Raw genomic sequence first — 13,574 nt, 5'->3', positions numbered from 1 at the left:
GGCTGTGGGGGCTGTGGGGGCGTACCGTAGCCGTCGTACGGCCTCGATGTGGGCCCGGAACCGATTGTCAGTGGGCGACGGTAGGTTCTGTGGTCAGGAAGTCATCGCACATCGAAGGACGTTGACGTGACCGATATCGCCATGCTGCCCGAGTCCTGGCGCGGCGTCCTGGGTGACGAGCTGCAGCAGCCCTACTTCAAGGAACTCACCGAGTTCGTCGAGGAGGAGCGTGCGAAGGGTCCCGTCTACCCTCCGCGGGAGGAGGTCTTCGCCGCGCTCGACGCCACGCCGTACGAGCGGGTGAAGGTACTGATCCTCGGCCAGGACCCCTACCACGGCGAGGGCCAGGGGCACGGCCTGTGCTTCTCGGTCCGTCCCGGGGTCAAGACCCCGCCGTCGCTGCGAAACATCTACAAGGAGATGAAGGAGGAGCTGGGCACCCCGATCCCGGACAACGGCTATCTGATGCCGTGGGCCGAACAGGGCGTGCTGCTGCTCAACGCGGTGCTGACCGTGCGTTCCGGCGAGGCGAACTCGCACAAGGGCAAGGGCTGGGAGAAGTTCACCGACGCGGTCATCCGCGCGGTGGCCGACCGCCCCGACCCGGCCGTCTTCGTCCTGTGGGGCAACTACGCGCAGAAGAAGCTCCCGCTGATCGACGAGGAACGGCACGTGGTGGTGAAGGGAGCGCACCCGTCGCCGCTGTCCGCGAAGAAGTTCTTCGGCTCACGTCCCTTCACGCAGATCAACGAGGCCGTGGCCGCCCAGGGCCACGAGCCGATCGACTGGAGCATCCCCGACCTCGGCTGACGGCCGGGCCGCTGGGCGGGACCGTCACCGGCCTGGCCCAGCGGTGCCCGGGGGCGCCTGAGCGGGATTGTCAGCGGCTCCGGCTAGCGTCGTGAGGGACAGTGACGAGCCTGGAGGACGCGGTGGCGGAGCAACAGGGGCAGGCGGCGCCGGACGCCATGATGACCCGGATCGGACAGGCCGTCATGCTGCACCACGCCGGTGACCGCGAGGAGGCCCGGGGCCGCTTCCTGGACCTGTGGGGGGAGATCGGCGACGACGGCGACGCCCTGCACCGTTGCACGCTGGCGCACTACATGGCCGACACCCAGGACGACCCCGCGGACGAACTCGCCTGGGACCTGCGGGCTCTGTCGGCGGCCGAGGAGCTGACCGACGGCCATGCCGCCGAGCCCCACGGGTCCCTCGCCGTGCGGGCGTTCTACCCCTCGCTGCATCTGAACCTCGCCGCCGACTACGCGAAGCTCGGCCGCTCGGAGGCCGCCCGCACCCATCTGCTCCGGGCCCGCGGCGCGGCCGACGTCCTCGCGGACGACCGGTACGGCGACGGCGTCCGCGCGGCGATCGGCCGCCTCGAACTGAGACTCCAGGGCACCGGCACCTCCGCGGAGGCCGACGGGTCCGACCGCTTCGACGGACCGGGCGGCGAGACCCTGGGACCGCCCAGACGACGGCCCTGAACCGCCCCTACGGGTATGTTCCCGTGGCCCCTGAGCCCCGTTCACCGGGGCCGCGGACGCCGTCAGTTCCCGTACGCCTTCGCGCAGCGGATCGCCTCCCGGCTGTTCGCTTTCCAGCCCCCGTACTGCCTGCCGAGCGCGCACACGTCCAGATCCTTCGGAATGCCGGGAACGCCGGGCGGGACGGCCACCCGGCGCTCCTCGTGCCGTGGCTCGGGACGCGGGGCCGGGTGGGCGTGCCGCGGCGGGGCCGAGGGCGCCACGGTCCGCGGCGGGGGAGTCGTCCGGTCCCGGGCCGTGGCGTCGGGCGAGGGTTCGCGCGAGGGGCCGACGCGCCCCAGTGCCTCCCGGGCCGGTACCTGCGTCGGCCCGGGTCCCCCCTTGCCGTCCGGACGCGGCGCGGTGAGTCCGGACGGAGAGGCGGGAGTGCCGGAGGCGGGCGGCCGCTGGACGGTCACACACCCGGAGAGGGTGGTGGCTGCCGCGGCGACCAGAAGCGTTGCGGTCGTCATCGTTCGGTACACCCGCGCAACTCTGCTGGTTCCGGACCGCTCAGGGGGAGCGGAGAGGCACAGGATGCCCCACACGGGTGATCCTTCCGCTCCTCCGGCGGTCACGGACGTCGGTGAGCTGACACGCCGTCCGGGCGCACACCGCCCGGAACCGGCACGACCGGCCGGCCGCCGTCCGGGGCCCCCGGCTCCCTACGTGCGGCCGCCGCGACGGCCTTATGCTTCCGACGGAACCCGCGTCGGCGACTGAAGGAGACCCTTGTGAAGGTCGGCTGCATCGGACTCGGCGACATCGCGCAGAAGGCGTACCTGCCGGTGCTCGGCGTGCAGCCCGGGATCGAACTGCATCTGCAGACGCGGACGCCCGCCACGCTCGAGCGGGTCGCCGACGGCCTCCACCTGCCGCGGGACCGGCGCCACACCGACCTGGACGCCCTGCTGGCCCAGGACCTCGACGCGGCGTTCGTGCACGCGCCCACCGTCACCCACCCGGAGATCGTCACCCGGTTGCTGGAGGCGGGCGTACCGACGTACGTCGACAAGCCGCTCGCGTACGAGCTGGGCGACTCGGAACGGCTGGTGCGGCTCGCGGAGGAGCGGAACGTCAGCCTCGCCGTCGGTTTCAACCGGCGTCACGCACCGGCGTACGCACAGTGCGCCGAGCACCCCCGCGAGCTGATCCTGATGCAGAAGAACCGCACGGGGCTGCCCGAGGAGCCCCGCACCATGATTCTCGACGACTTCATCCACGTCGTCGACACCCTCCGCTTCCTGGTGCCGGGGCCGGTCGACGACGTGACGGTGCGGGCCCGTGCCGAGGACGGGTTGCTGCACCACGTCGTGCTCCAGCTCGCCGGGGACGGCTTCACGGCCCTCGGGGTGATGAACCGGCTGAGCGGTTCGAGCGAGGAGATCCTCGAGGTCTCGGGCCAGGACACCAAGCGACAGGTGGTCAACCTCGCCGAGGTGATCGACCACAAGGGCCAGCCGACCGTGCGCCGGCGCGGCGACTGGGTACCGGTGGCCCGGCAGCGCGGCATCGAGCAGGTGGTCCTGGCGTTCCTCGACGCCGTGCGCACGGGAAAGGTGCTCAGCGCCCGGGACGCGCTGGCGACTCACGAGTTGTGCGAGCGCGTGGTACGAGCCGTCCAGGAGCGGGCCGCCGCAGCCTGAACGTACGCGCGCCCTCCGTCACGCACAGCGCCGCCAGCACCAGCAGGGCGCCGTGCACCGGCCAGTCGCCGAACCGGACGTACGGGGTGACGCCCCGGGCCAGCGGCACCTCGTAGACCACCGCGCCGCTCGCGTCCGTGCCGAGCCATGAACCGACGCGCTCGCCGCCGGGGCCGTACACGGCGGAGACGCCGGTGAGGGTCGCGTGCACCATCGAGCGGCCGGTCTCGGCGGCACGCAGGGCGGCGAGCGAGGCGTGCTGCCCGGGGGCCCAGCTGTGCTGGAACGTCGACGTCGAGGACTGGGCCACCAGCACCTCGGCGCCGTCCTCGGCGAGGTGGCGGCTCATGTCCGGGAACGCCGTCTCGAAGCAGATCATGGGGCCGACGCGCAGCCCGTGCCCGACGTCCATCACCACCTGCTCGGTACCCCGCCTGCGGTCCTCGCCCGCGGCCTTGCCGACGGAGGTCGCCCAGCCGAGCAGGGAGCGCGCGGGCACGTACTCGCCGAACGGGACCAGCCGCATCTTGTCGTAGCGGTCGCCGGTCGGGCCGTGCGGTCCCACCAGGACCGAGCTCTTGTAGATGCCGGGCCGGTCGGAACGGCGCGCGTCGACGTTCACCAGGATGTCGGCGCCGACCTCGTGGGACAGTTCCGCGACGCGGTGCGCCAGGTCGGGCCGGTCGGCCAGGTCGAAGCCGACGCTGCTCTCGCCCCAGACCACCAGGTCGGCGCCCCGGCCCGCGAGTTCACGGGTCAGCGCCTCCTCGCGCGCGAAGCGTTCGTCGCCGCTCGTGCTCCCGCCCACGACACCGGGCTGCACGACCGCGATCCGCACCCGGCCGTCGACGTCGGGACGCGGTGACCACACCCAGGCCGCCGAGGTCGCGGCGGCCGTGGCGACCAGTCCGGCCACGGCGGGCATGCGGGACTCCCGCACCGACACCAGCACGGCGACGGCGACGTTGACCGCCACCACCAGGAAGCTCAGCAGCCACACGCCGCCCACCGAGGCCAGCCGCAGCGCCGGCTCCACCTGCCACTGGCTCGACCCGAGCAGACCCCAGGGACCGCCCAGGCCCTGCCAGGACCGGACGAGCTCCACCGTCAGCCATCCCGACGGCAGGACGAGGAGCGCGGCGCCGACCCGCCCCGGTGAGGGCACTCCGGCCAGGAACCGCCGGACGAGCCAGCCCCAGGGGGCCCACAGGGCGCCGAGCAGCGCGGCTATGACCACCAGGAAGACGTGCAGGCTCGGCAGCAGCCAGTGGTGCACCGCCAGCAGGAACCCGAACCCGCCGAGCCAGCCGTCGTACGCGGCACGCCTGCCCGTGGGCGCCGAGCGGGTCAGCAGGATCCAGGGCACCAGAGCCACGTACGCGAACCACCACCAGGACGGGGCGGGGAACGCGAACACCGGCAGCGCGCCCGCCAGCACGGCGACGACACCGCGCCGCCAGGGGGAGACCAGCCATGGGCCGAACGCACGGTCGGGCCTTTTCATCCTTCGCCTCCCTGCCCCGGGGTCTCTCCAGTGTGCGCGTCGTCGGCGATCTCCGACAGAGGGCGTGGAGATCGGGAAGGGGCGCGCCGCCGGCCGAGCGCCCCGGGCCGTGGAGGCGGCGCGGAGAGGCTTCGGCAGGTGCCCGGCGGCGGGGCGGAGAGGCTCCGGCGGGGAGCGGGCGGTGACCGCTCAGGTGTCCGCGGGCGCGTTCCGGACCCCGGGCATCCGGCGCCATTTCTCCTGGACGACCACCTGGCGCAGCCGCCAGCCCTCGGCGGTGCGCAGCAGACCGAAGACGTACCGGCCTCCGCACACGAGGTCGGGCGCGGTGGAATCGCCGTCCTGCGCGGCGAACCGCATCGGATTGACGTAGTCGGCCCGCACCTCGGCCGTGTCGCCGGTGTCCTGGTCCAGGACACCGAACCGCACCCGCCGGTTGACTATCAGATGCTGGCGCATCGCGAACAGGTCCAGGCTCTGCGCGAGCCACCTGGCGATCTCGTCGGCGTCGCCCTCGACGCCACCGGCCGAGCGGTAGTCGGCGCGGCCCTTCGGTGCGAACAGCCCCCTGTACGCATCCCAGTCGCCGTCGTCCACGGCCACCGCGTACGCGGTGACGACCTCGTCCACGGAGAACCGGTCCAGCACGGTCGCGAGCTCCACACGCTGCGTCATCGGTTCAGTGTTGGCCACTCCGCCTGCCACGCCAAGAGTCCGTGCGGGGATATTCGGTGGCCGGGACGGTGCCCGCGCGGAGAGCCGGTGTCCGAGGTGCGGGCCCCGTGCCGGGAGCGGCGCGGATCTGCGATCGTCGGTGCTCCATGATCGACCGCGGACGGTCCCCGCCCCGGCGGTCCCCTCGGCGTCGTTCCCCTCCAGGAGGCTCACATGGCACGTCCGGTCACGATCGTCACGGGAGGCAGTCGCGGCATCGGCGCCGCGACCTGTATCCGGCTCGCGGCGGACGGGCACGACCTGGTCGTCGGCTATGTGAGCGACGGCGAGGCCGCGGAGCGGACCGCGGCCGCCGTCCGCGCGGCCGGGGCACGCTGTGTCACCGTGCGGGTGGACACCTCCGACGAGGCCGCTGTCGAGCGGCTCTTCGACACGGCCGCGGACCGGCTGGGACCGGTGACCGGGCTGGTGAACAACGCCGGGGTGACCGGACCGCTCGGACGGCTCGCGGACGCCGACACCGCCGATCTGCGCCGTGTGGTCGAGGTCAACCTGCTCGGCACGCTGCTGTGTTCGCGTCGTGCCGCCCGCTCCATGGCCGCCCTGGGCGGCGGTGCCATCGTGAACGTGTCCTCGGCCGCCGCCACGCTCGGCAGTCCCGGCGAATTCGTGCACTACGCGGCGAGCAAGGCGGCCGTGGACGCGCTGACCACGGGCCTCGCCAAGGAGCTGGGCCCCGACGGCATCCGTGTCAACGCGGTCGCGCCCGGCATGATCGACACCGAGATGCACGCGGCCATGGGCGATCCGGGCCGCGCCGGACGCGCCGCCGCCTCGATTCCGCTGCGCCGCGTCGGCACGGCGGAGGAGATCGCCGCCGCCGTCGCGTGGTTGATGTCGCCCGACGCGTCGTACACGACGGGGGCGGTGCTACGGGTGTCCGGCGGGAGGTGAGCCCTTGCGTGGGGGAAGCGCGGGCGGGCCTACGCCGCTTCGATGATCTCGCCGCGTATCGCCTCGGCCCACTTCACGATCAACAGCTCGTACTCCGCCCGCTCCTGCGCGGACAGGGAGCCGCCCGTCCGCGTCCACAGGGCGCGGATCTGTTCGTTCAACGCGGCGGCAGAGCGCACGGAACCAGGCGGAGTGGCATCGGGGGACATGCGGACCAGCCTAGGCGCAAGGACTGACGCTGCGCTACCGGGCGGCTACTCGAGCCGTATGTGCTGCGTCACGGCGTTCACCGCCGGCTCCGCTCCGGCGGCCGGGTCCCTCGCCCGCCGGAGCGGAGCGGTCGTGCGGGACCCGGCCCCGGGGCGGGACGGAACGGCCGGGGGCCGCGCGTGCCCGCCTCCGGTCACGGCCGGGCAGGACGCCGGGGCGGGGCGGAGCGGATGCGGCGGGCACGGCCGAGCGGCGGGCACGGCCGGAGCTGCGGATATGACCGATACGGGTGAACGGGGGCGGAGATCCCGCCCGGGTGATCCGCGGGATCCGCGTGGACTCGACGGCTTCAACCGCGCGGCCCGCCCGCATCCGGCCGTTCCGTCCAGATCCGCGCCGCGAGTTCGTCCGCCTCGTCCTGCGGGATGCCCGCCCTCACCAGGATCACCCCGCGGCTGCCGTCGGGGAACTTCACACAGCGCGCTTCCGTGCCCAGTCGGCCGGGCGCGGGATCCTTCAGCATGCTCCACCTCCAGTCGGGGAGGCCACGCTAGAACGCCGCAACCCGGTCCGCAGAAGTGTTCGGCCAGACGGCCTACCGCCCCGGTCGGCGCCCGGAACCCGGCGGCTCCGCGCCGAGGGAGCCCCGGGGCGCGGCCGGCTCAGCCGGAGGACTCGGCCGCGTGAGGGCTGAGGACGTCGGTGCCGACCAGTCCGATGATGACGAATCCGAGGACGATCCGGTACCAGACGAACGGCATGAAGCTCTTGTGCGAGATGAACTTCATGAACCACGCGATGACGGCGTATCCGACCGCGAAGGCGATGATCGTCGCGAAGGCGGTCGGCCCCCAGGAGACGTGGCCCTCCGCGGCAGCGTCCTTGAGCTCGAAGGCGCCGGAGGCGAGGACGGCCGGCATGGCGAGGAGGAAGGAGTAACGGGCCGCCGCCGCGCGGCTGTAGCCCATGAACAGACCGCCGCTGATGGTCGCGCCGGAGCGGGACACGCCGGGGATCAGGGCCATCGCCTGGCATATGCCGAACAGGAGGCCGTCCTTGGTGTTCAGGTCCTCGAGCACCTTGCGCTGCTTGGCCGCCCGGTGCCTGCCGCCCGCTTCGTCGCGGGCCGCGAGCCGGTCGGCGACGCCCAGGACGATGCCCATCACGATCAGCATGGTGGCGGTGACCCGCAGATCGCGGAACGGCCCCTCGATCTGGTCCTTGAGCGTGACGCCCAGCACCCCGATCGGGATCGAGCCGACGATCACCAGCCATCCCATCCGGGCGTCGTGGTTGCCGCGCATCGCCTTGTCGGTGAGCGAGCGGAACCACGCCGACAGGATGTTCCCCACGTCCTTGCGGAAGTAGATCAGCACCGCGGCCTCCGTGCCGAGCTGCGTGATCGCGGTGAACGCCGCACCGGGATCGTCCCAGCCCGAGAAGGCCGCGGTCAGCCGCAGGTGTGCGCTGGAGGAGACGGGGAGGAATTCGGTCAGCCCCTGGACGAGTCCGAGGACGAGGGATTGAAACCAAGACATGGAGTTACGTGGTCCAAGTGCTGATCGTGGAACGGGAGATGGGCACGCCGGATCGCGGTACGGGGCGGTCACGGGCGCTGAGGGAAGCCTAACCGGCGCGGATCACGGCCCGGCCACGGGGGTTTCGGGACTTCAGGGGGGAGCCTTCCGCCGTGCCCGGGGAAGCTCCGGCCTCGAGGGGCGCCGGACGGTGTCGTCCCCGGTGACCGAGGTGCCGGGCCGGCCGGGGGCGGGTCCCGGTGGGACGCGGCGGCGTGAGGGCCGGGGTGTCACCGCCCGCCGCTTCCGTGACGGCGGTCACTCCGTCACGGGCCCCGTCACCGTCCAGCCCGGGACCTGGGGGTGGGGCGTGAGGGATTCGTGTTCGACCCGCTCCCCGCATTCCCGACAGACGACCTGGGGGACCAGTTCGTGGCCGCAGGTGTGCTCCAGGACCATGGGCCGGAAGCCGCCCTCCTGGAGGTACCGGTCGCCCCAGGACATCAGCATCAGCAGAACGGGTCCCAGTTCGAGGCCCGCCCGGGTGGGCCGGTACTCGTAGCGCTTGGGGCGGTCGCTGTACTCCGCCTTCTCCAGCAGTCCCGCGTCGACGAGGCGCTTCAGCCTGGTCGTCAGCACGTCGCGGGGGGCGCCGGTGTTGCGCGCCAGCTGGTCGAAGCGCGTGGCGCCGAGCGACACCTCGCGCAGGACCAGCAGGGAGTACTTCTCGCCGACGAGGGCGAGCGTCTCGGCGATCGAGCAGGGGCGGGGGTCCTTCATGCGGTCAGTCTACGAAGGTGGGTTGGATGTTCCAACTCACTAGGTTACTGTTGGGTCACTTAGTGGGTTTGGAATTCCAACTCACTCGGCTCGGCGGCTGGGCCCGCCCGGTCGCCGTTTCTTCCGACCTCAGAGACCTGACAGACCTGAGAGGTATCCATGCGTGACGCCGTGATCGTCGAAGCCGTACGCACCCCCGTGGGCAAGGGCAAGCCGGGCGGTTCGCTCGCCCACGTCCACCCGGTGGAACTCCTCGCCCACACCCTCCGCGCGCTCGTCGAGCGTTCCGGGATCGACCCGGCGCTGATCGACGACGTCATCGGCGGCACCGTCGACCAGGTCGGCGAGCAGGCCATGAACACCACCCGGTACGCCGTGCTCTCCGCGGGATTCCCCGAGACGGTCCCCGCGACCACCGTGGACCGCCAGTGCGGCTCCTCGCAGCAGGCCGTGCACTTCGCCGCGCAGGGCGTCATGTCGGGGGCGTACGACATGGCCGTGGCCTGCGGCGTGGAGTCGATGAGCCGGGTGCCGATGTGGTCCAACGTGCCGGCGGGTGCGGACCCCTTCGGCCCCGGGGTCGCGGGGCGCTACCCCGAGGGCCTGGTGCCCCAGGGCATCAGCGCCGAGCTCATCGCCGCCAAGTGGGGCATCACCCGCGAGCGGATGGACGTCTTCGCGGTCGGATCGCACCGTAAGGCGGCACGGGCGTGGGACGGCGGTCTGTTCGACGCCGAGACCGCGTCCCTGGAAGGCCTCACCCGGGACGAGTGCGTCCGCCCCGGCAGCACCCCCGAGATACTCGCCGGGCTGAAGCCCGCGTACCACGACCCCGCCTTCGCCGAGCGCTTCCCCCAGATCGACTGGTCCGTGACGGCCGGGAACGCGAGCCCGGTCAACGACGGCGCGTCCGCCGTGCTCATCACGTCGAGCGAGACCGCCGCCCGCCTCGGCCTGCGGCCCCTCGCCCGGTTGCACAGCTTCGCCGTCACCGGTTCCGACCCGCTGCTGATGCTCACCGGCGTCGTCCCGGCCACCGAGAAGGTGCTGCGCAAGGCCGGTCTCGACCTCGGCGACATCGACCTCTTCGAGGTGAACGAGGCCTTCGCCTCCGTCGTTCTCGCCTGGCAGCAGGAGACGGGCGCCGATCTGTCCAAGGTCAACGTGCACGGCGGAGCCATCGCGATCGGCCACCCGCTCGGCGCGAGCGGCACCCGCCTCACCACGACCCTCGTCCACGCGATGCGCGCCCGGGGCGCCCGCTACGCGCTCCAGACGATGTGCGAGGCGGGCGGACTGGCGAACGCGATGATCCTGGAAGCCGTGCGCCCGTAGCGGTCGTGGACCGGGGCGCGGGCCACGCCCGCGTACCGGTGCCGCGCGTGCCTCAGCGGCCGCGCAGGTGGTGGCGCTTGCGCCAGGCCACCACCGTTCCGGCCAGGGCGGGGAGCGTGATCAGGGCCATCGCGATCAGGAACGCCGGGGAGGTCGGTGACGACGCGCGGGCGCCGGCGACGGCGTACGCGGCGGTGTTCGGGACCGACCCGAGCGCCGTCGCGACCAGGAAGGGGATCCAGCCCATGCGGGAGACGGCCGCGCAGTAGTTCGCGGCCCAGAACGGCACACCGGGGAACAGTCGGGCCACCATCATCGAGCGGAAACCGTGCCGGCTGAGCTGACCGTCCGCCGCCTTCAGCCAGCGGGCCCGCAGCAGCGGCCGCAGCGCGTCCTGTCCGAGGACGCGGCCGAGCCCGAAGGCGGCACCGGCGCCGAGCACCGTGCCCACCAGCGCGGTCCCCAGGCCCAGTTGGGAGCCGAACACGGCGCCGGCGGCCAGGTTGAGCAGCGGCCGGGGCACGAAGGCGACCGTGCACAGCCCGTACGCCACGGCGAACGCGACGGCCGCCGTGGCGCCGCCGAGCTGGGGCGGCCAGCCGTCGGCGAGCAGTTGCTGCGGGTCGAAGAGGAGCACGCTCGACGCGGCCGCCGCGAGCAGCACGGCCAGCAGGGAGAGCCGCGCCCAGGGGGAGAGCAGCGCTCTCAGGAGGCGCGCGGCAGGGGTGGTGCGCGGGACGGTCGGGACCGCGGGTGCGGCGACGGCGGTCTCCGGGCCGACGGCGAGGCCGAGGGCGGCGGCGAGCTCCGTGGCGGCAGCCTGGGGAGTGGCCGTGGCGGTGCCCCCAGAGCGGGTGGTGGCATCGAGCATCCGGTGACACTAACCGACGGATGTGTGTGATCGCCGTATGGTTCGTCTCATGGGCGTCACAGCTTCCGGAACGTCAGGTGCCCGGTTCGAGGTGCCGGAGAGCGTCCTCGCGGACACCGTCCTGGAGCGGCTCACGACCCTCTACCCGGCGGCCGCCGACCCCGGCCGGGCCGCGTCGATGCGCGCGTACATGAAGGACGTCGCCCCCTTCCTCGGGCTGACGACACCCGAGCGCCGTGCCCTGTCCCGCACCGTGCTCCTGGGCGCCCCCCGGCCCGACGAGGCGGACTGCACCGCGCTCGCCCTGCGCTGCTGGCGGCTGCCGGAACGCGAGTACCGGTACTTCGCCGTCGACTATCTGCGCCGCCACGTGAAGCGTCTGTCGTCCGGTTTCCTGCCGGTGGCCCGGCACCTCGTCTCCACGGACTCCTGGTGGGACACCGTCGACCTGCTCGCCGCGCACGTGGTGGGTGGCCTGGTGGCCGCGGACCCGCGCCTGCGCACCGACATGGACGCCTGGATCGAGGACGACGACCTGTGGGTCGCCCGCACGGCGCTGCTCCACCAGCTCCGGTACAAGGAGGCCACCGACACCGGGCGCCTCTTCGCGTACTGCGTCCGGCGGTCGGGCCACCCCGACTTCTTCGTCCGCAAGGCCATCGGATGGTGCCTGCGCGAGTACGCCAAGACCGACCCGCGCGCCGTACGGGACTTCGTCGAGGCGGAGCGGGCGAGGCTCGCGCCGCTGTCCGTGCGTGAGGCGCTCAAGAACATCGGCCCCTGAGACCGCACGGCCCGGACGCCCCGGCACCCCGCCCGGGACGGTCCCGGGACGCCCGTCCGACGGACCGTGGCGTGACCGCCGGCGTCCGCCCGACCGGCTCGGGCGTCTCCGGGCGTCCCCAAGCGTCCGCCCGACGAACCCCACGGCCCCCGGAACACCACCCGCACCCCACCTGTCCCCGGGGCACCGAAAATCGTTCGACGCGGTGAGACGCGTCGGAGATGATCTCCTCATGTTCCGGTACGCCTTCCTCCTCGCAGCATCCGCAGTCGCGGATGCGCCGAAGGCTGCCGTCCAGATCATCACGGCAGCCGTCGACGGCGCCCGAAGCTGACCCTTCCCGGATCGTCCGGCGGACCCCGCAGGGGGAGGGTCGGTAACTCCTGGGGGTCCCCGTCCCGGCCCGCACGCGCCGGGGCCACCACTCGGCTCCGCCGACATCGAAGAGGCTTCGAGGAACAGTCATGTCCAAGACGGCTTACGTACGCACCAAACCGCACCTGAACATCGGCACCATGGGTCACGTCGACCACGGCAAGACCACCCTGACCGCCGCCATCACCAAGGTCCTCGCCGAGCGCGGCTCCGGCACCTTCGTCCCGTTCGACCGGATCGACCGGGCCCCGGAGGAGGCCGCGCGCGGCATCACCATCAACATCGCGCACGTCGAGTACGAGACCGACACCCGGCACTACGCGCACGTGGACATGCCGGGCCACGCCGACTACGTCAAGAACATGGTCACCGGCGCGGCCCAGCTCGACGGGGCGATCCTCGTCGTGTCCGCGCTCGACGGGATCATGCCGCAGACCGCCGAGCACGTCCTGCTCGCCCGGCAGGTGGGTGTCGACCACATCGTCGTCGCCCTCAACAAGGCCGACGCGGGCGACGAGGAACTCACGGACCTGGTCGAGCTGGAGGTCCGCGAACTGCTCTCCGCGCAGGGCTACGGGGGCGACTCGGTGCCCGTCGTACGGGTGTCCGGCCTCAAGGCCCTCGAGGGGGACCCCCGGTGGACGGCCGCGATCGACGCGCTGCTCGACGCCGTGGACACCTACGTGCCGATGCCCGAGCGCTATCTCGACGCGCCGTTCCTGATGCCGGTCGAGAACGTGCTCACCATCACCGGACGCGGGACGGTCGTCACCGGTGCCGTGGAGCGCGGCACGGTCCGCGTCGGCGACCGGGTCGAGGTGCTCGGCGCGGGCGTCGACACGGTGGTCACCGGCCTGGAGACCTTCGGCAAGCCCATGGAGGAGGCGCAGGCCGGCGACAACGTGGCACTGCTGCTGCGCGGTGTGCCCCGCGACGCGGTCCGCCGCGGACACGTCGTCGCCGCGCCCGGCAGCGTCGTGCCCAGCAGTCGTTTCACGGCGCGGGTGTACGTCCTGTCGACGCGCGAGGGAGGCCGTACGACAGCGGTCTCCACCGGGTACCGGCCGCAGTTCTACATCCGCACCGCGGACGTGGTCGGCGACGTCGACCTCGGCGAGGCGGCCGTCGCCCGGCCCGGCGACACCGTCGTCATGACGGTCGAGCTCGGCCGCGAGGTCCCGCTGGAGCCCGGCCTCGGCTTCGCGATCCGTGAGGGCGGCCGCACGGTCGGCGCCGGGACGGTGACGACGGTCGGCTGACACCCGGGCCGGAAGACGGGGACACGGGGTCCGCCGCACCACGGCGGACCCCGTTCCCGTCGTCGTGGCCGGTCCCGTCCGCGCCGTCGCGGAAGACCCTGTTCGCGGCGCCGCGGCCGTCCCGTCCGCGCCGTC

The 13,574-nt window shown here is 72.8% G+C and carries 15 protein-coding genes; 7 read left to right on the top strand and 8 right to left on the bottom strand.

Features of this window, described 5'->3' with window-relative positions:
- Positions 1-126: 126 nt before the first annotated feature.
- Complete coding sequence (locus CW362_RS26335; protein ID WP_103552022.1) at positions 127-810, top strand: uracil-DNA glycosylase; 684 nt, start codon at positions 127-129, stop codon at positions 808-810.
- Between the two features lie 122 nt (positions 811-932).
- Complete coding sequence (locus tag CW362_RS26330; protein ID WP_103552029.1) at positions 933-1,490, top strand: tetratricopeptide repeat protein; 558 nt, start codon at positions 933-935, stop codon at positions 1,488-1,490.
- Between the two features lie 62 nt (positions 1,491-1,552).
- Here CW362_RS26330 and CW362_RS26325 read toward each other — a convergent pair whose 3' ends face one another.
- Entirely contained in the window at positions 1,553-2,002 is a 450-nt protein-coding gene (locus tag CW362_RS26325; protein ID WP_240658057.1) for a hypothetical protein, read from the bottom strand.
- Positions 2,003-2,263: 261 nt separating this feature from the next.
- Between CW362_RS26325 and CW362_RS26320 the strand changes: the two genes are divergently transcribed.
- Positions 2,264-3,175 carry a Gfo/Idh/MocA family protein gene (locus CW362_RS26320; RefSeq protein ID WP_103552020.1) on the top strand — a complete coding sequence of 304 codons (912 nt, stop codon included), beginning with the start codon at positions 2,264-2,266 and terminating at the stop codon, positions 3,173-3,175.
- On the opposite strand, the gene lnt is transcribed toward CW362_RS26320, so the two are convergent.
- Both lnt and CW362_RS26310 read right to left on the bottom strand, forming a co-directional pair.
- Positions 3,093-4,679, bottom strand: coding sequence for an apolipoprotein N-acyltransferase (lnt, locus tag CW362_RS26315; protein WP_103552019.1), 1,587 nt, complete (start codon positions 4,677-4,679; stop codon positions 3,093-3,095). The two genes, CW362_RS26320 and lnt, sit on opposite strands and share 83 nt — an antisense overlap.
- A gap of 189 nt (positions 4,680-4,868) precedes the next feature.
- Positions 4,869-5,354 carry a nuclear transport factor 2 family protein gene (locus tag CW362_RS26310; RefSeq protein ID WP_103552018.1) on the bottom strand — a complete coding sequence of 162 codons (486 nt, stop codon included), beginning with the start codon at positions 5,352-5,354 and terminating at the stop codon, positions 4,869-4,871.
- Positions 5,355-5,567: 213 nt separating this feature from the next.
- On the opposite strand from CW362_RS26310, the gene CW362_RS26305 reads away from it, so the two are divergent.
- Positions 5,568-6,308, top strand: coding sequence for an SDR family NAD(P)-dependent oxidoreductase (locus CW362_RS26305; protein ID WP_103552017.1), 741 nt, complete (start codon positions 5,568-5,570; stop codon positions 6,306-6,308).
- Between the two features lie 29 nt (positions 6,309-6,337).
- Here the strand turns inward: CW362_RS26305 and CW362_RS26300 are convergent, their stop codons facing one another.
- The 4 genes from CW362_RS26300 to CW362_RS26290 all read right to left on the bottom strand — a co-directional run bounded on the left by CW362_RS26300 (position 6,338) and on the right by CW362_RS26290 (position 8,815).
- Positions 6,338-6,517 carry a hypothetical protein gene (locus CW362_RS26300; RefSeq protein WP_103552016.1) on the bottom strand — a complete coding sequence of 60 codons (180 nt, stop codon included), beginning with the start codon at positions 6,515-6,517 and terminating at the stop codon, positions 6,338-6,340.
- Between the two features lie 350 nt (positions 6,518-6,867).
- Entirely contained in the window at positions 6,868-7,041 is a 174-nt protein-coding gene (locus CW362_RS43855) for a hypothetical protein (RefSeq protein ID WP_167455639.1), read from the bottom strand.
- A 139-nt stretch (positions 7,042-7,180) separates the two neighbouring features.
- The gene (locus CW362_RS26295) at positions 7,181-8,056 is read right to left on the bottom strand and encodes an undecaprenyl-diphosphate phosphatase (protein WP_103552015.1); all 876 of its coding nucleotides are present in this window, start codon (positions 8,054-8,056) and stop codon (positions 7,181-7,183) included.
- A 297-nt stretch (positions 8,057-8,353) separates the two neighbouring features.
- A complete protein-coding gene (locus CW362_RS26290; protein WP_103552014.1) occupies positions 8,354-8,815 on the bottom strand; it encodes a winged helix-turn-helix transcriptional regulator in 462 nt (153 codons plus the stop codon).
- Between the two features lie 159 nt (positions 8,816-8,974).
- Between CW362_RS26290 and CW362_RS26285 the strand changes: the two genes are divergently transcribed.
- Complete coding sequence (locus CW362_RS26285) at positions 8,975-10,150, top strand: thiolase family protein (RefSeq protein ID WP_103552013.1); 1,176 nt, start codon at positions 8,975-8,977, stop codon at positions 10,148-10,150.
- A 52-nt stretch (positions 10,151-10,202) separates the two neighbouring features.
- Here the strand turns inward: CW362_RS26285 and CW362_RS26280 are convergent, their stop codons facing one another.
- Positions 10,203-11,021, bottom strand: coding sequence for a TVP38/TMEM64 family protein (locus CW362_RS26280; RefSeq protein WP_103552012.1), 819 nt, complete (start codon positions 11,019-11,021; stop codon positions 10,203-10,205).
- A gap of 49 nt (positions 11,022-11,070) precedes the next feature.
- Between CW362_RS26280 and CW362_RS26275 the strand changes: the two genes are divergently transcribed.
- Both CW362_RS26275 and tuf read left to right on the top strand, forming a co-directional pair.
- Positions 11,071-11,805: a DNA alkylation repair protein gene (locus tag CW362_RS26275; protein ID WP_103552011.1), complete on the top strand. Its 735-nt coding sequence runs from the start codon at positions 11,071-11,073 to the stop codon at positions 11,803-11,805.
- A gap of 464 nt (positions 11,806-12,269) precedes the next feature.
- The gene (tuf, locus tag CW362_RS26270) at positions 12,270-13,439 is read left to right on the top strand and encodes an elongation factor Tu (protein ID WP_103552010.1); all 1,170 of its coding nucleotides are present in this window, start codon (positions 12,270-12,272) and stop codon (positions 13,437-13,439) included.
- The last annotated feature ends 135 nt before the right edge of the window (positions 13,440-13,574 follow it).

Origin of the sequence: Streptomyces populi (assembly GCF_002911015.1) — a bacterium.
In the GTDB taxonomy this organism is placed as follows: domain Bacteria; phylum Actinomycetota; class Actinomycetes; order Streptomycetales; family Streptomycetaceae; genus Streptomyces; species Streptomyces populi.
Note: the sequence above shows the minus strand (reverse complement) of the source record. Positions and strands in the feature narration are given on the sequence as shown.